This is a genomic window from Burkholderia sp. Ac-20379 (genome assembly GCF_017104645.1).
GTDB lineage: Bacteria > Pseudomonadota > Gammaproteobacteria > Burkholderiales > Burkholderiaceae > Burkholderia.
The window spans coordinates 1-19,393 of the sequence record NZ_JAAGPF010000134.1 but is presented as its reverse complement, the minus strand read 5'-3'; the positions used below and the strand labels follow the sequence as shown (position 1 = coordinate 19,393).

At 69.1% G+C, this 19,393-nt stretch carries 17 protein-coding genes; 10 read left to right on the top strand and 7 right to left on the bottom strand.

Annotated features, from left to right (window positions below; genetic code table 11):
* The 4 genes from G3N92_RS18140 to aroG form a co-directional block, all read left to right on the top strand.
* A partial coding sequence (locus tag G3N92_RS18140) for an AsmA-like C-terminal region-containing protein (RefSeq protein WP_277396180.1) occupies positions 1 to 1,226 on the top strand: 1,226 nt, incomplete at its 5' end.
* A gap of 55 nt (positions 1,227 to 1,281) precedes the next feature.
* A complete protein-coding gene (locus tag G3N92_RS18135; protein WP_206128912.1) occupies positions 1,282 to 2,109 on the top strand; it encodes a carbon-nitrogen hydrolase family protein in 828 nt (275 codons plus the stop codon).
* A gap of 58 nt (positions 2,110 to 2,167) precedes the next feature.
* Positions 2,168 to 3,634, top strand: a complete 1,467-nt coding sequence (gene tldD / locus G3N92_RS18130; RefSeq protein WP_206128911.1) for a metalloprotease TldD — start codon at positions 2,168 to 2,170, stop codon at positions 3,632 to 3,634.
* A gap of 421 nt (positions 3,635 to 4,055) precedes the next feature.
* On the top strand, positions 4,056 to 5,129 hold the full coding sequence (gene aroG, locus G3N92_RS18125) for a 3-deoxy-7-phosphoheptulonate synthase AroG (protein ID WP_206128910.1): 1,074 nt from the start codon (positions 4,056 to 4,058) through the stop codon (positions 5,127 to 5,129).
* A 125-nt stretch (positions 5,130 to 5,254) separates the two neighbouring features.
* Here aroG and hmpA read toward each other — a convergent pair whose 3' ends face one another.
* Positions 5,255 to 6,475, bottom strand: a complete 1,221-nt coding sequence (gene hmpA, locus G3N92_RS18120) for an NO-inducible flavohemoprotein (RefSeq protein ID WP_206128909.1) — start codon at positions 6,473 to 6,475, stop codon at positions 5,255 to 5,257.
* Between the two features lie 130 nt (positions 6,476 to 6,605).
* Positions 6,606 to 7,154 carry a cob(I)yrinic acid a,c-diamide adenosyltransferase gene (locus tag G3N92_RS18115; RefSeq protein WP_206128908.1) on the bottom strand — a complete coding sequence of 183 codons (549 nt, stop codon included), beginning with the start codon at positions 7,152 to 7,154 and terminating at the stop codon, positions 6,606 to 6,608.
* A 236-nt stretch (positions 7,155 to 7,390) separates the two neighbouring features.
* Between G3N92_RS18115 and G3N92_RS18110 the strand changes: the two genes are divergently transcribed.
* From G3N92_RS18110 to proC, 6 genes are all read left to right on the top strand, one after another.
* Positions 7,391 to 8,806 (top strand): FAD-linked oxidase C-terminal domain-containing protein, encoded by a 1,416-nt coding sequence (locus G3N92_RS18110; RefSeq protein ID WP_206128907.1) that lies wholly within the window; start codon positions 7,391 to 7,393, stop codon positions 8,804 to 8,806.
* A 101-nt stretch (positions 8,807 to 8,907) separates the two neighbouring features.
* Positions 8,908 to 10,449 (top strand): FAD-linked oxidase C-terminal domain-containing protein, encoded by a 1,542-nt coding sequence (locus tag G3N92_RS18105; protein ID WP_241014865.1) that lies wholly within the window; start codon positions 8,908 to 8,910, stop codon positions 10,447 to 10,449.
* A 155-nt stretch (positions 10,450 to 10,604) separates the two neighbouring features.
* Positions 10,605 to 11,693: a glycolate oxidase subunit GlcE gene (glcE, locus tag G3N92_RS18100; RefSeq protein ID WP_206128906.1), complete on the top strand. Its 1,089-nt coding sequence runs from the start codon at positions 10,605 to 10,607 to the stop codon at positions 11,691 to 11,693.
* Between the two features lie 7 nt (positions 11,694 to 11,700).
* Entirely contained in the window at positions 11,701 to 12,927 is a 1,227-nt protein-coding gene (gene glcF / locus G3N92_RS18095; protein ID WP_206128905.1) for a glycolate oxidase subunit GlcF, read from the top strand.
* A 121-nt stretch (positions 12,928 to 13,048) separates the two neighbouring features.
* Complete coding sequence (locus tag G3N92_RS18090; RefSeq protein WP_206128904.1) at positions 13,049 to 13,759, top strand: YggS family pyridoxal phosphate-dependent enzyme; 711 nt, start codon at positions 13,049 to 13,051, stop codon at positions 13,757 to 13,759.
* A gap of 31 nt (positions 13,760 to 13,790) precedes the next feature.
* Positions 13,791 to 14,606: a pyrroline-5-carboxylate reductase gene (proC, locus tag G3N92_RS18085; protein WP_206128903.1), complete on the top strand. Its 816-nt coding sequence runs from the start codon at positions 13,791 to 13,793 to the stop codon at positions 14,604 to 14,606.
* An 86-nt stretch (positions 14,607 to 14,692) separates the two neighbouring features.
* Here proC and ubiA read toward each other — a convergent pair whose 3' ends face one another.
* The 5 genes from ubiA to recG all read right to left on the bottom strand — a co-directional run.
* Positions 14,693 to 15,556 (bottom strand): 4-hydroxybenzoate octaprenyltransferase, encoded by an 864-nt coding sequence (gene ubiA / locus G3N92_RS18080; protein WP_206128902.1) that lies wholly within the window; start codon positions 15,554 to 15,556, stop codon positions 14,693 to 14,695.
* Positions 15,557 to 15,708: 152 nt separating this feature from the next.
* The gene (locus tag G3N92_RS18075; protein ID WP_206128901.1) at positions 15,709 to 16,197 is read right to left on the bottom strand and encodes a Dps family protein; all 489 of its coding nucleotides are present in this window, start codon (positions 16,195 to 16,197) and stop codon (positions 15,709 to 15,711) included.
* Between the two features lie 167 nt (positions 16,198 to 16,364).
* Positions 16,365 to 16,535 carry a hypothetical protein gene (locus G3N92_RS18070; protein ID WP_206128900.1) on the bottom strand — a complete coding sequence of 57 codons (171 nt, stop codon included), beginning with the start codon at positions 16,533 to 16,535 and terminating at the stop codon, positions 16,365 to 16,367.
* A gap of 376 nt (positions 16,536 to 16,911) precedes the next feature.
* A complete protein-coding gene (locus G3N92_RS18065; RefSeq protein ID WP_206128899.1) occupies positions 16,912 to 17,871 on the bottom strand; it encodes a hydrogen peroxide-inducible genes activator in 960 nt (319 codons plus the stop codon).
* A gap of 177 nt (positions 17,872 to 18,048) precedes the next feature.
* Positions 18,049 to 19,393, bottom strand: a 1,345-nt coding sequence (recG, locus tag G3N92_RS18060; protein ID WP_206128898.1) for an ATP-dependent DNA helicase RecG, incomplete at its 5' end; no start/stop codon positions are given.

Genomic DNA, 19,393 nt, shown 5'->3' with positions numbered 1-19,393 from the left:
CCTCGCCGTCCGCGCCCGCCGCCGCGAACGCGCCGCTGCCGGCCGCGCGCGTCGATCTCGCGAGCTTCGCGCCGAAACGCTTCGCGCTGCACTTCGGCACGCTGAAGCTGCTCAAGCGCAACTGGGAAAACGTGATCGTCGGCGCCTCGCACGTGGACGACCTCTGGCAGGCCAACGTGGCGTCGAACCAGGTGTCGGGCTACCTGTCGTGGGCGCCGCGCGGCGGCCAGAACAGCGCGGGCGTGCTCAATGCGCGGCTCGCCAAGCTGGTGATACCGAACAGCGCCGATCACGACCTGGTGGGCGGCGCGATGGACATGCCGACCGACCGCGCGATGCCGGCCATCGATCTAGTGGTCGATCAAGTGGTGGCGCGCGGCCACGACATCGGCCGGCTGCAGGTCAACGCGCACAACTTCGACGAGAACGGCATCCCGGTCTGGCAGCTCGACAAGCTCGAACTGGCCAACCCGGCCGCCAAGTTGACGGCCACCGCCAACTGGCGCACCTCGCGCCGCGCCATCGCGCGCGGCATCGACGGGGACGACGCGCCGCGCCGCACCGTGTTCGACTTCAAGCTGGCGGTCGACGACGCCGGCGCGCTGCTCGACCGCGTCGGCCTGCCGCGCACGGTCGCGAACGGCCGCGGCACGCTGGAAGGCAAGGTGGGCTGGCGCGGCGGCCCGACCGCCATCGATTACCCGTCGCTCGACGGCCGGCTGTCGATCGATCTCGCCCACGGCCAGATCCTCAAGGTCGATCCGGGCGCGGCCAAGCTGCTTGGCGTGCTGAGCCTGCAGGGGCTGGCGCGCTTCCTGACGCTCGATTTCCGCGACGTGATCGGCAAGGGCCTGCCGTTCGAATCGATCCAGGGCACCGGCCGGATCGACGACGGCATCGCCACCACCGACGATTTCCGCATGGTCACCGCGCCGGCGCGCGTGACCGTCAAGGGCAAGGTCGATCTGGCCCACGAAACGCAGGATCTGCACGCGCACATCGCACCGAAGGTCAGCGCCAGCGCGGCGGCGGTCGGCGCGGCCGTGATCAACCCGCTGCTCGGCCTCGGCGTGCTGGCCGCCAACCTCGCGCTGTCGCAAACGCTGGCCCACGCGTTCGCGTTCGACTACGCGATCACCGGTTCGTGGGCGCATCCGCTGATTCAGCGGGTGAGCGGCGATCGGGGTAAGATGGTTCGCACGCCCGACGGCGAAGCCCAGCGCTGATGCGCCGCCACACTGCCGGGCCGCACCCTTTTTACTCCTCGACGAAGCTTCCTCGATGACCGACCGATCCGATCGCGTTTCCCCGTTCACGGTCGCCGCGCTGCAGATGGTCAGCACGCCCGACGTCGTCCGCAACCTCGACGAGGCCGGCAGGCTGATCGCCGAGGCGGCCGCCGGCGGCGCGCAACTGGTGCTGTTGCCCGAATATTTCTGCTTCATGGGCCACCGCGACACCGACAAGCTTGCGATCGCCGAGCCTTATCGGAATGGCCCGATCCAGCGCTTCCTGGCCGACGCCGCGAAGCGCCACGGCGTCTGGGTGATCGGCGGCACGCTGCCGCTGGCCGCGCCGGAACCGTCGCGGGTGCTGAACACCACGCTCGTGTTCGATCCCGAAGGCCGCGAGGCGGCGCGCTACGACAAGATCCACCTGTTCAGCTTCGAGAAGGGCGAGGAATCGTTCGACGAGGCGCGCACGATCCGCCCCGGCGAAGCCGTGCAAACGTTCGAGGCTCCGTTCGGCAAGGTGGGCCTGTCGGTCTGCTACGATCTGCGCTTCCCGGAGTTGTACCGCAAGCTCGGCGATTGCGCCCTGATGGTGGTGCCGTCGGCCTTCACGTACACCACCGGCCGCGCGCACTGGGAAACGCTGCTGCGCGCGCGGGCGGTCGAGAACCAGTGCTACGTGCTGGCGGCCGCGCAGGGCGGCAAGCACGAGAACGGCCGCCGCACCTGGGGCCACAGCCTGCTGATCGATCCGTGGGGCGAGATCGTCGCCGTGCGCGAGGAAGGCGCCGGCGTCGTGGCCGGCCCGCTCGACGCGGCGCGCATCGCCGAAGTTCGCCAGAGCCTGCCCGCGTGGCGGCATCGCGTGCTCGGCTGAACGCCCCGCCCCCATTACGAGACACCCCCGAGTCACCCGCTAAGAACCCCGATACCGCATGAACATCATCGAACCCGGCATCCGCAATCTCGCCCTCGCCAAGGACATCCTGCTCACGCCGTACGGCCTCGACGAATCGCTGCTCACGCGCACGCTCGCCGACATCTTCACGCACCGCGTCGACTATGCGGATCTCTACTTCCAGGCCACGCGCAGCGAGGCCTGGAGCCTCGAGGAAGGGATCGTCAAATCGGGCAGCTTCAGCATCGACCAGGGTGTGGGCGTGCGCGCCGTGGCCGGCGACCGCACCGCGTTCGCCTACTCGGACGACCTCTCGCCCGAAGCGATCCGCCAGGCGGCCTCGGCCACCAAGGCGATCGCGGCGGCAGGCGGCGGGCGGCGCAAGGTGCAGGTCGCCTCGTCGCTGACCGGCGTGGCGGGGCGCAACCTGTATCTGCCGTCCGATCCGCTGGCGTCGCTCGACGCCACCGCCAAGGTCAAGCTGCTGGAGCGCATCGAGCAGATGGCGCGCGGCCGCGATCCGCGCATCACGCAGGTGATGGCGGGCCTGGCCGGCGAATACGACGTGGTGCTGGTGGCGCGCAGCGACGGCGCGCTGGCCGCCGACATCCGTCCGCTGGTGCGCGTGTCGGTCACGGTGATCGCCGAGCAGAACGGCCGCCGCGAAGTCGGCTCGGGCGGCGGCGGTGGCCGCTTCGATTACGGCTATTTCACCGACGAGGTGCTGTCGAAATACGTGGACGACGCCGTGCACGCGGCGCTCGTCAACCTCGACGCCCGCCCCGCGCCGGCCGGCACGATGACGGTGGTGCTCGGCTCGGGCTGGCCCGGCGTGCTGCTGCACGAGGCGATCGGCCATGGCCTCGAGGGCGATTTCAACCGCAAGGGTTCTTCCGCGTTCGCTGGCCAGATCGGCGAGCGCGTCGCCGCCAAGGGCGTGACGGTGGTGGACGACGGCACACTGCCGAACCGCCGCGGCTCGCTGAACATCGACGACGAAGGCAACCCGACGCAGTGCACCACGCTGATCGAGGACGGCATCCTGAAGGGCTACATCCAGGACACGCTGAACGCGCGCCTGATGAAGATGCCCGTCACCGGCAACGCGCGCCGCGAATCGTACGCGGCGCTGCCGATGCCGCGCATGACCAACACCTACATGCTGAACGGCGACAAGGATCCGCAGGAAATCATCGCCTCGGTCAAGAACGGCCTGTACGCGGTCAACTTCGGCGGCGGCCAGGTCGACATCACCAATGGCAAGTTCGTGTTCTCGGCCTCCGAGGCCTACATGATCGAAAACGGCAAGATCACCTACCCCGTCAAGGGCGCGACGCTGATCGGCAGCGGCCCGGAATCGCTGAAGTACGTCAGCATGATCGGCAACGACATGAAGCTCGATTCGGGCGTGGGCGTGTGCGGCAAGGAAGGCCAGAGCGTGCCGGTCGGCGTGGGGCAGCCGACGCTGCGCATCGATTCGATGACGGTGGGCGGCACCGCGTAAGGCGGGCCGGATCGGCATGGTGCGATGCGGCAAGTCCGCATCGCCATGCAGGTTTTCGTCATGAATACTTGATCTTGCGCGGATCATCCGCGTTTTTCACTGCCCCGGCTTGCACTTCGCGTGCGGCCCGGGTATAAAGTTGCAATCCTCTGCTCGACACACATCGAACACGCCATGTCCGCCAAGTTTTATTTTTACTTTTTTTGGTATCTCAGACCGCTGGCGGATCGAGAGGAGTGACAGCGCGCAAAGCGCGAACCGAATTCCTAGAAAACCGCCGGCAAACCCGGCGGTTTTTTTTCGTCCCGCCGGCGTCGCACCGGCTCCCGATGAACCACCGGCCGCCCATTCAACCCACGACGATATCCGCAACGGCCCGACGCCCGCCCGAACCGGCGACGCGACACTGGAGAACACTGCAATGCCCCCGCACAACACCGACGATGTCCGTATCCGCGAATTGAAAGAACTCACGCCGCCCGCCCATCTGATCCGCGAATTCCCGTGCTCGGAAGCCGTGGCCGAGCTGATCTACTCGACGCGCCGCTCGCTGCACCGGATCCTGCACGGCATGGACGACCGGCTCGTGGTGGTGATCGGCCCGTGCTCGATTCACGACACCAAGGCGGCGGTCGAATACGCGAACCAACTCGTCGACCTGCGCCGCAAGCACAAGGACGATCTGGAAATCGTGATGCGGGTGTACTTCGAGAAGCCGCGCACGACGGTGGGCTGGAAGGGGCTGATCAACGATCCGCAGCTCGACAACAGCTTCAAGATCAACGAAGGCCTGCGTACCGCGCGCGAACTGCTGCTGCAGATCAACTCGCTGGGCCTGCCGGCCGGCACCGAATTCCTCGACATGATCAGCCCGCAGTACATCGCCGATCTGGTGTCGTGGGGCGCGATCGGCGCGCGCACGACCGAATCGCAGGTGCACCGCGAGCTGGCCTCGGGCCTGTCGTGCCCGGTCGGCTTCAAGAACGGCACCGACGGCAACGTCAAGATCGCCGTGGACGCGATCAAGGCCGCGTCGCAGCCGCACCATTTCCTGTCGGTGACCAAGGGCGGCCACTCGGCGATCGTCTCGACGGCCGGCAACGAGGATTGCCACGTGATCCTGCGCGGCGGCAAGGCGCCGAACTACGACGCGGAAAGCGTGAACGCCGCCTGCACCGACATCGGCAAGGCCGGCCTCGCCGCGCGCCTGATGATCGACGCGAGCCACGCGAACAGCTCGAAGAAGCACGAGAACCAGATTCCCGTGTGCGCCGACATCGGCCGCCAACTGGCTGCCGGCGACGACCGCATCGTGGGCGTGATGGTGGAATCGCACCTCGTGGCCGGCCGCCAGGACCTGACGCCGGGCTGCCCGCTGACCTACGGCCAGAGCATCACCGACGCCTGCATCGGCTGGGACGACAGCGTCGCGCTGCTCGACGGCCTGGCCGAAGCGGTGCGCGCGCGCCGCGTGGCGCGCGGCAGCGGCAACTGAAGCGCCGGCGGCGGCGTGGCGACCTGCCCCGCCGCCGCCGAATCGCTGAAATAACCCATCGCCCGGGTGCGCTGACGCCGCCCGGGCGATGTGTTTTTACCGCGCTGGATCGATGAGCCGGCCGATCAGTCGATCGCGCCCGAGCCGAAGATTTCCGCGTGCACGCGCTCGCGCGCCACGCCGAGCGCCAGCAGCGCATCGCGCTGCGCGTTCATGAACGCCACCGGGCCGCAGATGTAGTAATCGGCATCGGGCAGCACCGAGGCGCGCAGCACGTCGGGCGTCAGACGCCCTTCGCGATCGTGATCGATGCCGGGGCGATCGCCGGGGCCGACGATGTCGTAGAGCACCTCGCGCTTCGCGTCGGGATGGGCCGCAACCAGCGCGTTGAGCCAGTCGCGGAACGCATGCACGCTGCCCGAACGGCAGGCGTGCACGAAGCGGATCGGCCGCGTGCTGCCCGCCGCCGCCAGCGCCGAGGCCATCGACACCATCGGCGTGATGCCGACCCCGCCCGAAATCAGCACCACCGGCTTGCCGGTATCGCGCGACAGCGTGAAATCGCCGGCCGGCGCCGTCACCTCGACGATCGCGCCCGCCTCCACCCCGTCGTGCAGTTGCACCGAGATCTTGCCGGCCGGCACCGCCGGTTCGCTGCCGGCGGCGCGCCCGGCCTCGCGCTTCACCGAAATCCGCAGCCACTTGCCGTTCGGCGCGTCCGACAGGCTGTACTGGCGCGGCTGATCGACGCCGAGATCGCTCACGTGGCGCTTGACCGACACGAACTGGCCCGGCTCGAATTCCGGCGCCGCGCCGCCGTCGGCCGGCTCCAGGTAGAACGAGGTGATTTCGTCGCTTTCGCGCTGCTTGCGCACCACGCGGAACGGGCGGTAGCCGCTCCACGGCGCGGCGTCGTAAAGCTTGGCCTCGACGCCGATCAGCACCTGCGCGAGCTGCGCGTAGGCCACCTGCCATGCCGCGAGCGTGTCCGCATCGACGGCATCGCCGAGCACCTCGACGATCGACGCCAGCAAATGCTCGCCGACGATCGGATAGTGTTCGGGCCGGATCGACAGGCTCACATGCTTCTGCGCGATCCGCGACACGGCGCTGCCGAGCACGGCGAGGTTGTCGATATTCGCCGCATACGCGTACACCGCCTTCGCCAGCGCCTCCGGCTGGCCACCGCCCGAGCTTTGATGGGTCTGGTTGAACAGGTTCCGCAGCTCCGGGCGGTGCGCGAACATCCGTTGATAGAAGTGTTGCGTGATGGTCGAGCCGTGGGCGGCAAGCACCGGAGCGGTAGCCTTGACCCGGGCCATCTGGTCGGCGGTGAGCGTCGTCATGCGTGTTCTCCGTGGGGGTATTTTTAAAGATGTATTCACAATACATCTTTAAAGCCCAAACGTCGACACGGACAAATTGACGCATCAATTTCATCGATAACGGCCAGCGCCCCGGCCGATCGCGCCCTTATTATGGCCGGCCGCGCTCCCACAGCACGTCGCTGCCGCCGGCTGCGCGGTTCAGCACGCGCGCCAGCACGAACAGCAGATCCGAGAGCCGGTTCACGTAGCGGCGCGGCGTGGCTTCGACCGCTTCGGCCGCCCCCAGCGAGACGATCGAGCGCTCGGCGCGCCGGCACACGGTGCGGCAGACATGCGCGAGCGCCGCCGTGCGCGCGCCGCCCGGCAGGATGAATTCCTTCAGCGGCGGCAGTTGCGCGTTGTAGTGCGCGAGCCAATCGTCGAGCCGGGCCAGGTGCGCATCGGTCATCGCCACGTGGCCGGGAATGCACAGCTCGCCGCCCAGATCGAACAAATCGTGCTGGATCGCCGACAGCGCGCCGCGGATATCCTCCGGCAACGGCTCGGCCAGCAGCACGCCAAGCTGCGAATTGAGTTCGTCGACATCGCCGATCGCCGCGATCCGCGCCGCGTCCTTGGCGACGCGGCTGCCGTCGCCCAGGCCCGTGGTGCCGTCGTCGCCGGTGCGGGTCGCAATCTTGCTCAGGCGGTTGCCCATGGTTCGTCCTCGTCGTGTGCGGGCGCGCGGCCCCGCGGATGATTGACGGCGCGGGGCCTCACCCTCCCCCTCGAAGGGAAAGCAGCCGGCGCACGCGCGCGAACGCCGATTATCCCAGCCGCGGCCCGCTCAGGGCGGCCGCCTTTGCGCGTAGAATGATTCGCCCATGGTCGCACCGGCGCACGTCCCGCCGGCCCGCGACGGCAGGCCCCCACCAGCCGCTCCAGGAGACACGCGTGAACCATCCCGCCCCGCCGGCGTCGCTGCGCCGTCCGTTCCCCGATGCGCTGCGCGACGCGCTGGCCGCCGCGTTCGGCGAGCGCTTTTCCACCTCCGAAGCCGTGCGCACCCATCACGGCCGCGACGAATCCCCGTTCGATCCCGAGCTGCCCGACGCCGTCGTGTTCGCGCAGGACGCCGACGAAGTCCGCACCGTGGTCGCGCTCTGCGCGCAGCATGGCGTGCCGTTGATTCCGTACGGCGCCGGCTCCTCGCTCGAAGGCCATCTGCTGGCGGTGCGCGGCGGCGTCTCGCTCGACGTGTCGCGCATGAACCGCGTGCTGTCGATCGACGCCGACGACCTGACCGTCACGGTCGAGCCCGGCATCACGCGCAAGGCGCTCAACGAGACGCTGCGCGACACCGGCCTGTTCTTCCCGATCGATCCGGGCGCCGACGCAAGCATCGGCGGCATGACCGCCACCCGCGCCTCGGGCACCAACGCCGTGCGCTACGGCACGATGCGCGAGAACGTGCTCGGCCTCACCGCCGTGCTGGCCGACGGCCGCGTCATCAAAACCGGCAGCCGAGCACGCAAGTCGTCGGCCGGCTACGACCTGACGCGCCTGCTGGTCGGCTCCGAAGGCACGCTCGGCGTGATCACCGCGATCACGCTGCGCCTGCACCCGCTGCCCGAGGCCGTGTCGGCCGCCACCTGCACGTTCCCGTCGATGGGCGACGCCGTGCGCAGCGTGATCGAGACGATCCAGACGGGCGTGCCGATCGCGCGCGTCGAATTCATCGACGCGCTCGGCATCCGCGCCATCAATCGCCACTCGAACCTGACGCTCGCCGAAGCGCCGACGCTGTTCTTCGAATTTCACGGCACCGAGGCCGGCGTGCGCGAGCAGGCCGAACGCGTGCAGGAACTGGCCGCGCAGAACGGCGGCGAGGGCTTCGAATGGGCAACGCGGCCCGAGGATCGCACGCGGCTCTGGTCGGCGCGACACAACGCGTTCTTCGGCATGCTGCAGCTGAAGCCGGGCTGCCGCGCCGTGACCACCGACGTATGCGTGCCGATCTCGCGCCTGGCTGCCTGCGTCGAGGAAACCGAGGCCGACCTGCGCGCCTCCACGCTGCCCTGCCCCATCGTCGGGCACGTCGGCGACGGCAATTTCCACGTCGCGATCCTGATCGATCCGGCCAAGCCCGAGGAACTGCGGGAAGCCGAGCAGATCAACGAGCGGATCGTCGAACGCGCGCTGCGCATGGGCGGCACCTGCACCGGCGAGCACGGCGTGGGCCTGCACAAGATGCGCTTCCTCGCCGCCGAACACGGCGAGAACGCGATCGACGCGATGCGCGCCATCAAGCTCGCGCTCGATCCGCACAACCTGATGAATCCCGGCAAGATCTTCAGCCTCGACGCCTGACACACGCGCCGCCGGCGCGTAACACGGGCCATCGAGCGGCGCATGACACGGCACCGGGCACGACACGAAAACGGCCGACCACGGCCGCCCCAGGAGGAGACATGAACGCCATCGACGACGCGCTGGCCAACGCCGCCGCCGACGCCAGCAGCGCCGAACCCCGGCCGCTCGATCCAGCCGCGCGCGCGCAGCGCCAGCGCGAAGTGGTGCAGGCGCTGATGGCCGTGCTGCCGACGCACTGCCTGCTCCATCGCGACGAGGACACCGCCGCCTACGAATGCGACGGCATGGCCGCCTACCGGCGCCTGCCGCTGGCCGTCGCGCTGCCCGAAACCGAATCGCAGGTGCAGCGGATCGTGCAGATCTGCCGCCGCCTGAACGTGCCGATCGTGCCGCGCGGCGCAGGCACCGGCCTGTCGGGCGGCGCGCTGCCGAACCAGCACGGCATCGTGGTGTCGCTCGCGCGCTTCACGCGCATCGTCGAGGTCGATTCGTACGCGCGCACCGCCACCGTGCAGCCCGGCGTGCGCAATCTGGCGATCTCGGAGGCGGCCGCACCGTACGGGCTCTATTACGCGCCCGATCCGTCGTCGCAGATCGCCTGCACGATCGGCGGCAACGTCGCCGAGAACTCGGGCGGCGTGCACTGCCTCAAGTACGGGCTGACCGTGCACAACGTGCTGCGCGTGCGCGCCGTGACGATCGACGGCGACGTGGTGGAATTCGGCTCGCTCGCGCTCGATACGCCGGGCCTCGACCTGCTCGCCGTGATGATCGGCAGCGAGGGCATGTTCGCGATCGTCACGGAAATCACCGTCAAGCTGATCCCCAAGCCGCAGGCCGCGCAACTCGTGATGGCCAGCTTCGACGACGTGGTGAAGGGCGGCGAGGCGGTGGCCGCGATCATCGCCGCGGGCATCGTGCCGGCCGGGCTGGAGATGATGGACAAGCCCGCCACCCAGGCCGTCGAGGCGTTCACGCAGGCCGGCTACGATCTCGACGCCGCCGCGATCCTGCTCTGCGAATCGGACGGCACGCCCGACGAGGTGGCCGAGGAGATCGCGCGCGTGACGGCCGTGCTGAAGACGAGCGGCGCGACGCGCCTGCAGGTGTCGCGCTCGGAGAGCGAACGGCTGCGCTTCTGGTCGGGCCGCAAGAACGCGTTCCCGGCCGCCGGGCGCATTTCGCCCGACTACTACTGCATGGACGGCACCGTGCCGCGCCGCGCGATCGGCCCGCTGCTCGCGCGCATCGAGCAGATGGAGCAGCGCTACGGGCTGCGCTGCATCAACGTGTTCCATGCGGGCGACGGCAACATGCACCCGCTGATCCTGTTCAACGCCAACGCGCCCGACGAGTTGCACCGCGCCGAGCTGTTCGGCGCCGACATCCTCGAAAGCTGTGTCGAGCTGGGCGGCACGGTGACGGGCGAGCACGGCGTGGGCGTCGAGAAGCTCGATTCGATGTGCGTGCAGTTCTCGCCCGAGGAACGCGACACGTTCTTCGCCGTCAAGCGCGCGTTCGATCCGGCCAACCTGCTGAACCCCGACAAGGGCATTCCGAGCCGCGCGCGCTGCGCCGAATACGGCCGCATGCACGTGCGCGGCGGGCTGCTGCCGCGCCCCGATCTGCCCCGCTTCTGAGCCGCTTCTGAGCCGCGGGCGCATCCCGGCCCGGCCTTGCCGACACATCCGGCGCGGCCGCCGGGCCGCGCGTCTGTAGGGAGTTCGCCCGACTGTCGGCGCGCATGGCGTCGGTACAATCGACACAGAACAAACTTGGGAGGAGCCGGTACCGGATGGAACAGGACGACATCGTCGCGCACTGGGCCGAGCGCATCCGCGCGGCGGGCGCCGAAGGCCGCGGCCTGCGGATTCGCGGCGGCGGCACCAAGGATTGGTACGGCCATCCGGTCGACGGCGAACTGATCGACACGCGCGCCTGGCGCGGCCTCGTCGCCTACGATCCGGCCGAACTGGTCGTCACGGCGCGGGCCGGCACGCCGCTGCGCGAGATCGAAGCCGAGCTGGCCGCCCACGGCCAGATGCTGCCGTTCGAGCCGCCCCACTTCGGCCTGCAGGCCAGCTTCGGCGGCGCGATCGCGGCCGGATTGTCGGGCCCGCGACGCGCCAGCGCGGGCGCGGTGCGCGATTTCGTGCTCGGCGTGACGCTGATGAACGGCCGCGGCAACGTGCTGCGCTTCGGCGGCCAGGTCGTCAAGAACGTGGCCGGCTACGACGTCTCGCGGCTGATGGCCGGCTCGCTCGGCACGCTCGGGCTGATGCTCGACCTGTCGATCAAGGTGCTGCCGCGCCCGGTCGCCGAGCTCACGATCAAGTTCGACACGAGCGCCACCGACGCCGTGCGCAAGCTCAACGAATGGGCCGGCCATCCGTTTCCGATCAGCGCGAGCGTGTGGCGCTTCGGCACGCTGGTGCTGCGGCTGTCGGGCGCCGAAGCCGCGGTCAAATCGGCCAAGACGATGCTCGGCGGCGAAGCCGTCGACGCGGTCGAGGCGCAGCGCTTCTGGGAAGGCGTGCGCGAGCAGAACGATCCGTTCTTCAACGCGCTCGCGCCGGGCCAGGCGCTGTGGCGGCTGTCGCTGCCGTCGATCACCGAGCCGCTGCACCTGCCCGGCTCGCAAATGATGGAATGGGGCGGCGCGCAGCGCTGGTGGATCACCGACGCCGACGCCACCGCGGTGCGCGTGAGCGCCAAGCAGGCGGGCGGCCATGCCACGCTGTTCCGCGCCGCCGCCGGCTACGCGCAGGGCGTGCCGGTGTTCACGCCGCTCGCCGCACCGCTGCTGGCGATCCATCGCAGCCTGAAAACCGCCTTCGATCCGGACCGCGTATTCAACCGCGGCCGGCTCTACCCCGATCTCTGAGCCGCTCATGCAGACGAATCTCGCCGATTTCATCCGCGGCACGCCCGATGGCGACGAAGCCGAATCGATCCTGCGCAAGTGCGTGCATTGCGGCTTCTGCACGGCGACCTGCCCGACCTATCAACTGCTCGGCGACGAACTCGACGGCCCGCGCGGGCGCATCTACCTGATCAAGCAGATGCTGGAAGGCGCGCCCGTCACGCGCAGCACCCAGCAGCATCTCGACCGCTGCCTGACCTGCCGCAGTTGCGAAAGCACCTGCCCGTCGGGCGTGCAATACGGGCGGCTCGTGGAAATCGGCCGCCAGCAGCTCGAGGCGCGCGTGCCGCGCACGCTGTCGCAGCGCCTGATGCGGCGCGCGCTCGCGAGCTTCGTGCCGAACGGCGCGCTGTTCGGGCCGGCCATGCGGATCGGCCAGCAGATCCGCCCGCTGCTGCCGCGCCAGTTGCGCGACAAGGTGCCGCTGCGCGCGCGGCCGCTCGCGTGGCCCACCGCGCGGCATCCGCGCAAGATGCTGATGCTGGCCGGCTGCGTGCAGCCGTCGATGATGCCGAACGTGAACATCGCCACGGCGCGCGTGCTCGACGCGCTCGGCATCGAAACCGTGATCGCGCCCGAGGCGGGCTGCTGCGGCGCGATCCGGCTGCACCTGAACTACCGCGACGAAGCGCTGGACGACGCGCGCCGCAACATCGACGCCTGGTGGCCCGCGATCGAGGCCGGCGCCGAGGCGATCGTCATGAACGCCAGCGGCTGCGGCGCCACGGTGCTCGAATACGCGCACCTGCTGCGCAGCGACCCGGCCTATGCCGACAAGGCGCGGCGCGTGGTCGAGCTGACGCGCGACGTCTCCGAGCTGCTGGCCGGTTTCGAGGCGCGGCTCGTCGCGCTGGCCAAGCGGCGCGGCATGCAAACCGTCGCCTACCACCCGCCCTGCACGCTGCAGCACGGCCAGCAATCGCGCGGCAAGGTCGAGCGGCTGCTCGGCGCGCTCGGCGTGGACCTGCGCGTGCCGGCCGACAGCCACCTGTGCTGCGGCTCGGCCGGCACCTATTCGCTGACCCAGCCCTCGCTGTCGCACAAGCTGCGCCGCCAGAAGCTCGCGCGGATCGGCGAACTCGATCCGCAACTGATCGTGTCGGGCAACATCGGCTGCATCTCGCACCTGCAAAGCGGCACGCACACGCCCGTCATGCACTGGATCCAGCTCGTCGAGCAGTTGATCGACGACTGACGCCTGCGGCCGCGGCGCGATCCGTATAATGAGACGCGCCGCCTCCGGGCGGCGCCGCTTCGTGTCCGGGGCCGCTGGTTCGTCGGCCCCTCGTCCGCACTTCGTCCGCCTTCCGCCGCGCATGTCCGATCTCGCCGCCAGCCTCGCCACCGTTCACCGCCGCATCGACGACGCGGCCCGTTCCGCCGGGCGCGCGCCCGGCGACGTGGCGCTGCTCGCGGTGTCCAAGACGTTCCCCGCCGACGCCGTGCGCGATGCGCACGCGGCGGGCCAGCGCGCGTTCGGCGAGAACTACGTGCAGGAATCGCTCGACAAGATCGCCGCGCTGGCCGAGTTGCGCGACACGCTCGAATGGCATTTCATCGGCCCGCTGCAATCGAACAAGACGCGCCCGGTGGCCGAGCAGTTCGACTGGGTGCATTCGGTCGACCGCCTGAAGATCGCGCAACGGCTCGCCGAACAGCGGCCCGCGCATCTGCCGCCGCTGAACGTGTGCGTGCAGGTGAACGTCAGCGGCGAGGCCAGCAAGAGCGGCGTCGCGCCGGCCGAGGCGGGCGCGCTCGCGCGCGCGATCGCGGCCATGCCCACGCTGCGGCTGCGCGGGCTGATGGCGATTCCCGAACCGGCCGGCGATCTCGACGCGCAACGCGCGCCGCACCGGCTGCTGCGCGAACTGTTCGACACGCTGAACGCCGGCGGCCTGGCGCTCGACACGCTGTCGATGGGCATGTCGGCCGACCTCGAGGCGGCCGTGCTCGAAGGCGCCACGCTGGTGCGCGTCGGCACCGCGATCTTCGGCGCGCGCGACTATTCCACGCCGCGCGCCTCCTGAGCTTCCGAATCCTTCCTCACTCGCACTCATCATGAAAATTGCATTCATCGGCGGCGGCAACATGGCGGCCGCGCTGATCGGCGGAATCGTCAAGCGCGGCACCGCAACGCCCGGCAACCTCTACGTGATCGACCCCAACGAGAGCACCCGCACGCGCCTGCGCGACGCCATGGGCGTGCAGACCGGCGAGGCGATCGACGCCGCGCTGGCCGGCTACGACGCGATCGTGCTGGCGGTCAAGCCGCAGGTGCTGAACGAGGTGGCGAAGGCGCTCGCGCCGCACGCCGGCAACGCGCTCGTGATCAGCATCGCGGCCGGCATCCGCGCCACCGATCTGTCGCGCTGGCTCGGCGGCAACACGCGCATCGTGCGCACCATGCCGAACACGCCGGCGCTGGTCGGGATGGGCGTGACGGGCCTGGCCGCGCTGCCGGGCGTCGATGCCGCCGGCCGCGAGCTGGCCTCGGCCGTGCTCGGCGCGGTGGGCGAGACCGTCTGGTTCGACGACGAATCGAAGCTCGACGCCGTCACCGCGATCTCGGGCAGCGGCCCGGCCTACGTGTTCTATTTCATCGAGGCGCTGCAGGAAGCCGCGCGCCAGCTCGGCATGAACGACGAGCAGGGCCGCGCGCTGGCCGTCGCCACCTTCACGGGCGCCGCGCAACTGGCCGCGCAGTCGGACGAGCCGGCGAGCGTGCTGCGCGAGCGCGTGACCTCGAAGGGCGGCACCACCGCCGCCGCGCTGGCCGCGTTCGACGCACAGCAACTGAAGGATGCGATCGTGCGCGGCGTGCTGGCCGCCGACGCGCGCGCCAAGGAACTCGGCGACGAACTGGGCCAGGCCTGACGCCCGGCGCGCGAAGGCGCGCCATTAACGGAAAAAGCGACCTCGAAGGTCGCTTTTTTCATGGCTGCGCGCGGTTCAGGCGCCGTTCATGCACCGGCGAGCGCGTAATGCAGCGCAATGCCGACGAACAGCGCGCCGCCGAGCCAGTTGTTGTGACGGAACGCGGCGAAGCACTTCATGCGGTCGCGATCCTTGATCAGCGTGTAGTGGTAGACGGCGCAGCCGGCCGCCACCGCCCAGCCGAGCCAGAACACCGGCCCGAAATGCTGGACCAGCCCGATCCACACGTAGATCGCGAACACGGCCGCGTAGCAGAACATGATCGCCATCACGTCGTACCGGCCGAACGTGATCGCGGAAGTGCGCATGCCGATGCGCAGGTCGTCGTCGCGATCGACCATCGCGTAGGCCGTGTCGTAGGCCACCGACCAGAACACGTTGGCGATCAGCATGACCCACGCGATCGGCGGCACGGCGTCCTGCACCGCGGCGAACGCCATCGGAATGCCGAAGCCGAACGCAATGCCGAGATACGCCTGCGGAATCGCGAAGAAGCGCTTCATGAACGGGTAGCTGCCGGCCACGAACACGGCCACCACCGACAGCCCCTTGGTCAGCCCGTTGAGCGGCAGGATCAGCAGGAACGCCAGCAGCGCGAGCACCACGGCGATCGCGATCGCCTCCCACGCCTGAATCTTGCCCGAGGTCAGCGGCCGGTCGACGGTGCGCTTCACGTGGCGGTCGAAATCGCGGTCGGCGTAATCGTTGATCGCGCAACCGGCCGAACGCATCAGCAAGGTGCCGACCACGAAGATCGCCAGCAGCGAAAGCGACGGGCGGCCGCCCGACGCGATCCACAACGCGTTCAGCGTGGGCCACAGCAGCAGCAGGCTGCCGATCGGCTTGTCCATCCGGACAAGGCGCAGATACAGGGGGAAACGGGCAAACATGTCGGAATTCCGCCGCAAAAACGATGGCGGCATTGTAACGCGCGGCGGCGGGCAGCCCACGCGAGCCGCCCGCCGCCGCGCGCTCGGCGCGGACGAAAAAAAACCTCCCGCCGATGCAGGAGGCTTCGCACCGCGCGAACGGCCGCGCCGGCTTATTGCAGCAGCGAGCGCAGCATCCAGGCGGTCTTTTCATGCACCTGCATGCGTTGCGTCAGCAGGTCGGCGGTCGGTTCGTCGCTGGCCGAATCGGCGTCGGGGAAGATCTCGCGCGCGGTGCGCGTGACGGCTTCGTGCCCTTCCACGAGCTGGCGGATCATGTCTTCCGCGGCCGGCACGCCCGAGGCTTCCGGCACCACCGTCAGCTTCGCGAAATCGCCGTAGGTGCCCGGCGCGACCACGCCCAGCGTGCGGATCCGTTCGGCCACGGCGTCCACCGCGAGCCAGAGTTCGTTGTACTGCTCCTCGAACATCAGGTGCAGCGTGTTGAACATCGGGCCGGTCACGTTCCAGTGGAAATAATGCGTCTTCAGGTACAGCGAAAACGTGTCGGCCAACAGCCGCGACAGGCCGTCCGCAATCTTCTTGCGGTCCTTGTCGCCGATGCCGATGTTGATCTGCGTTGCGTTGCCTTTTTTGGCCATGTTGCTGACTCCTCGTCGATGAGTTGAACCGGCTTGAAACGCTTCGGGATCGCCCGCTCGTCCTGCCTGAACCGGGTGATCCGAGCGCGGCTCAGTGTAGCGTAGAACGCTGGATGGGGACGGATAAGGCCGCTCGGCCGATCGCTCGATGCAGCCCGGCGCCGCGCTCAGGCGCCGTTCAGATGCGCCATCGCCTGCGCGGCCAGCGTCAGCACGCCGGCGAACGTGACGGCGAAACCGAAGGTTTGGCGAAACGCCGAGGTGGCCGCGCGATTGACGGCAACGGCGGCGGCGGCTTGAGCGGCCGCAGGCGCGGAAACGGGACGGGCGATCTGCATGATGGTTCTCCTTCGAATCGGGTGGGGCTCAGGCGCCGAGCAGGCGGCCCGCGAAATACGCGACGGCCAGCGGGCGAAGCTGCCGGAACAGCGCACGCGCGCGATGGGCCGTGCGTTCGGCGTCGATCTGCTGCGAAGGTCGGTTCATGGCGGCTCCGGGTTCGGGTTCGGCTGACGGACGAGATGCGGAAGACCGGCGATCCGGTCCGGGCTGGCCTGGGCGGCGAATCCGCCGCCGCTGCCTCAGCCCATGGATGCCATCATAGAAAACGCTATCGATTAAGTAAATTCAATAGAATTTATATAACTCATAGGCAAAACAAAACCGGGGCAAGCCGCACCCCGGTTCACTCGCGCCGATCGCCTGCCGTGCCGCTCAGTTCAGCGTGGCGGGCATGTCGAGCTTGGCCACGCCCGGCAGATCGCAGGCGGCGATCGCCTCGCTGATCGCGTCGATGGCCGGCATCCGCGTGAAGCTCTTGCGCCAGACCAGCACGACGCGGCGATCCGGCACCGGCTCGTCGAACGGCACGTAGGCGAGCAGATCCGAATCGGTGTTGTTGGCCAGCGGCCCCACTTCGCCCACCGACATGCGCGGCAGCACGGTGATGCCCACCCCGCTCGCGACCATGTGGCGGATGGTTTCCAGCGACGAGCCTTCGAACGTCTTCTGGATGCCGTCGGCGGTTTGCGAGAAGTGCATCAGCTCGGGGCACACGCCGAGCACGTGGTCGCGGAAGCAATGGCCGTTGCCGAGCAGCAGCATGGTTTCCTGCTTGAGATCGGCGGCGTCGATCTTGCGGCGCTTCGACCACGGGTGGCTCGACGGCAGCGCCACCACGAACGGCTCGTCGTACAGCGGGCGCACCATCAGGCCGGTTTCGGGGAACGGCAGCGCCATGATGGCCGCGTCGATCTCGCCCTGCTTGAGCAGCTCGAGCAGCTTCAGCGTGTAGTTCTCCTGCAGCATCAGCGGCATCTGCGGCACGCGCTGGATCATCTGCTTGACCAGCGTGGGCAGCAGGTACGGCCCGATCGTGTAGATCACGCCGAGCCGGAACGGGCCGACCAGCGGATCCTTGCCCTGCTTGGCGATTTCCTTGATGGCGAAGGTCTGTTCGAGCACGCGCTGCGCCTGCGTGACGATCTGGTCGCCGATCGGCGTCACGCTCACTTCGCTCGCGCCGCGCTCGAAAATCTGCACGTTCAGCTCGTCCTCGAGCTTCTTGATCGCAACCGATAGCGTCGGCTGGCTCACGAAGCACGCTTCGGCGGCTCGGCCGAAATGCCGCTCGCGGGCGACGGCGACGATGTACTTCAGTTCAGTAAGCGTCATTTTGGTCAATCACGGGAATGCAAACGATAGTTTTAATTTATACACCGGATAGCGCGGTTTCGCCAGCGTTCCTTAGCGGCAATGGCTCGCGCCCCGTTTAATGTTGACGAGGCGAGGCGCTGAACGGCAGCCGCCTGCGACGCAACACCGCGCCGCCCAGACGCTATCGAGGGGATCTCAGGCCTTCAGGAATTGCTCGCGGGCACCAAGCCAGCGCGCGAGATGCTGCGTGACGACGTCGGGATGGTGCGCGATCAGCGCGCCGGCCGCCTCGCGGGCCGGATCGATCAGCCAGCCGTCCTGCTCCAGGTCGGCGAAGCGCAGCATCGCTGCGCCCGATTGCCGCGCCCCGAGGAATTCGCCGGGGCCGCGGATTTCGAGATCGCGGCGGGCGATCTCGAAGCCGTCGTTGGTTTCGCGCATGGTCTTGAGCCGCGCGCGGCCCGCGATCGACAGCGGCCCGCTGTACATCAGCACGCAAGCCGACGCGGCGGTGCCGCGCCCGACCCGGCCGCGCAACTGGTGCAATTGCGCGAGGCCGAAGCGCTCGGCGTGCTCGATCACCATCAGCGACGCGTTCGGCACGTCCACGCCCACTTCGATCACGGTGGTGGCCACCAGCAGCTGCACCTCGTTGCGCGAGAACGCCTCCATCACGGTGGCCTTCTCGAGCGGGGACAGCCGGCCGTGCACCAGCCCGACGTTGACGCCCGGCAGCGCCGCCGCGAGCGTTTCGTAGGTCTCGACGGCGGTCTGCAACTGCAGCGTCTCGCTCTCCTCGATCAGCGGGCAGACCCAGTAGACCTGCCGGCCGCCGAGCGCCGCGTCGCGCACGCGGCCGATCACTTCCTCGCGGCGCGCGTCGGCCACCAGCTTGGTGACGATCGGCGTGCGGCCGGGCGGCAGCTCGTCGATGGTCGACACCTCGAGATCGGCGTAATAGGTCATCGCCAGCGTGCGCGGGATCGGCGTGGCCGACATCATCAGCTGATGCGGCTGGAAGCCGGCCGGCCCGCCGGCCTTGGCGCGCAGCGCGAGCCGCTGCGCCACGCCGAAGCGGTGCTGTTCGTCGACGATCACGAGGCCGAGCCGCTTGAATTCGACGGTGTCCTGAATGATCGCGTGGGTGCCGATCACGAGCTGCGCGGTGCCGAGCGCGGCGGCCTCGATCGCCGAGCGCTTCTCCTTCGCCTTCAGGCTGCCGGCCAGCCACGCCACCGTCACGCCGAGCGGTTCGAGCCAGCCGCGCAGCTTGCGCGCGTGCTGCTCGGCCAGGATTTCGGTGGGCGCCATCAGCGCGGCCTGGTAACCGGCGTCGATCGCCTGCGCGGCGGCCAGCGCGGCCACCACCGTCTTGCCGCTGCCGACATCGCCCTGCAGCAGCCGCGACATCGGGTGCGGCATGGTCAGATCGGTGGCGATTTCGTCGACCACGCGCGTCTGCGCCTGGGTCAGCGAGAACGGCAACGCCGCGAGCAGCCGCGCGGCCAGCGAGCCGGCGTCGGCCGCGGCGCTGCGCGGC

Coding starts and splice junctions, on each gene's coding strand:
- G3N92_RS18135 (WP_206128912.1), top strand. CDS start 1,282: ATGACCGACCGATCCGATCGCGTTTCCCCGTTCACGGTCGCCGCGCTG.
- tldD (WP_206128911.1), top strand. CDS start 2,168: ATGAACATCATCGAACCCGGCATCCGCAATCTCGCCCTCGCCAAGGAC.
- aroG (WP_206128910.1), top strand. CDS start 4,056: ATGCCCCCGCACAACACCGACGATGTCCGTATCCGCGAATTGAAAGAA.
- hmpA (WP_206128909.1), bottom strand. CDS start 6,475: ATGACGACGCTCACCGCCGACCAGATGGCCCGGGTCAAGGCTACCGCT.
- G3N92_RS18115 (WP_206128908.1), bottom strand. CDS start 7,154: ATGGGCAACCGCCTGAGCAAGATTGCGACCCGCACCGGCGACGACGGC.
- G3N92_RS18105 (WP_241014865.1), top strand. CDS start 8,908: ATGAACGCCATCGACGACGCGCTGGCCAACGCCGCCGCCGACGCCAGC.
- glcE (WP_206128906.1), top strand. CDS start 10,605: ATGGAACAGGACGACATCGTCGCGCACTGGGCCGAGCGCATCCGCGCG.
- glcF (WP_206128905.1), top strand. CDS start 11,701: ATGCAGACGAATCTCGCCGATTTCATCCGCGGCACGCCCGATGGCGAC.
- G3N92_RS18090 (WP_206128904.1), top strand. CDS start 13,049: ATGTCCGATCTCGCCGCCAGCCTCGCCACCGTTCACCGCCGCATCGAC.
- proC (WP_206128903.1), top strand. CDS start 13,791: ATGAAAATTGCATTCATCGGCGGCGGCAACATGGCGGCCGCGCTGATC.
- ubiA (WP_206128902.1), bottom strand. CDS start 15,556: ATGTTTGCCCGTTTCCCCCTGTATCTGCGCCTTGTCCGGATGGACAAG.
- G3N92_RS18075 (WP_206128901.1), bottom strand. CDS start 16,197: ATGGCCAAAAAAGGCAACGCAACGCAGATCAACATCGGCATCGGCGAC.
- G3N92_RS18070 (WP_206128900.1), bottom strand. CDS start 16,535: ATGCAGATCGCCCGTCCCGTTTCCGCGCCTGCGGCCGCTCAAGCCGCC.
- G3N92_RS18065 (WP_206128899.1), bottom strand. CDS start 17,871: ATGACGCTTACTGAACTGAAGTACATCGTCGCCGTCGCCCGCGAGCGG.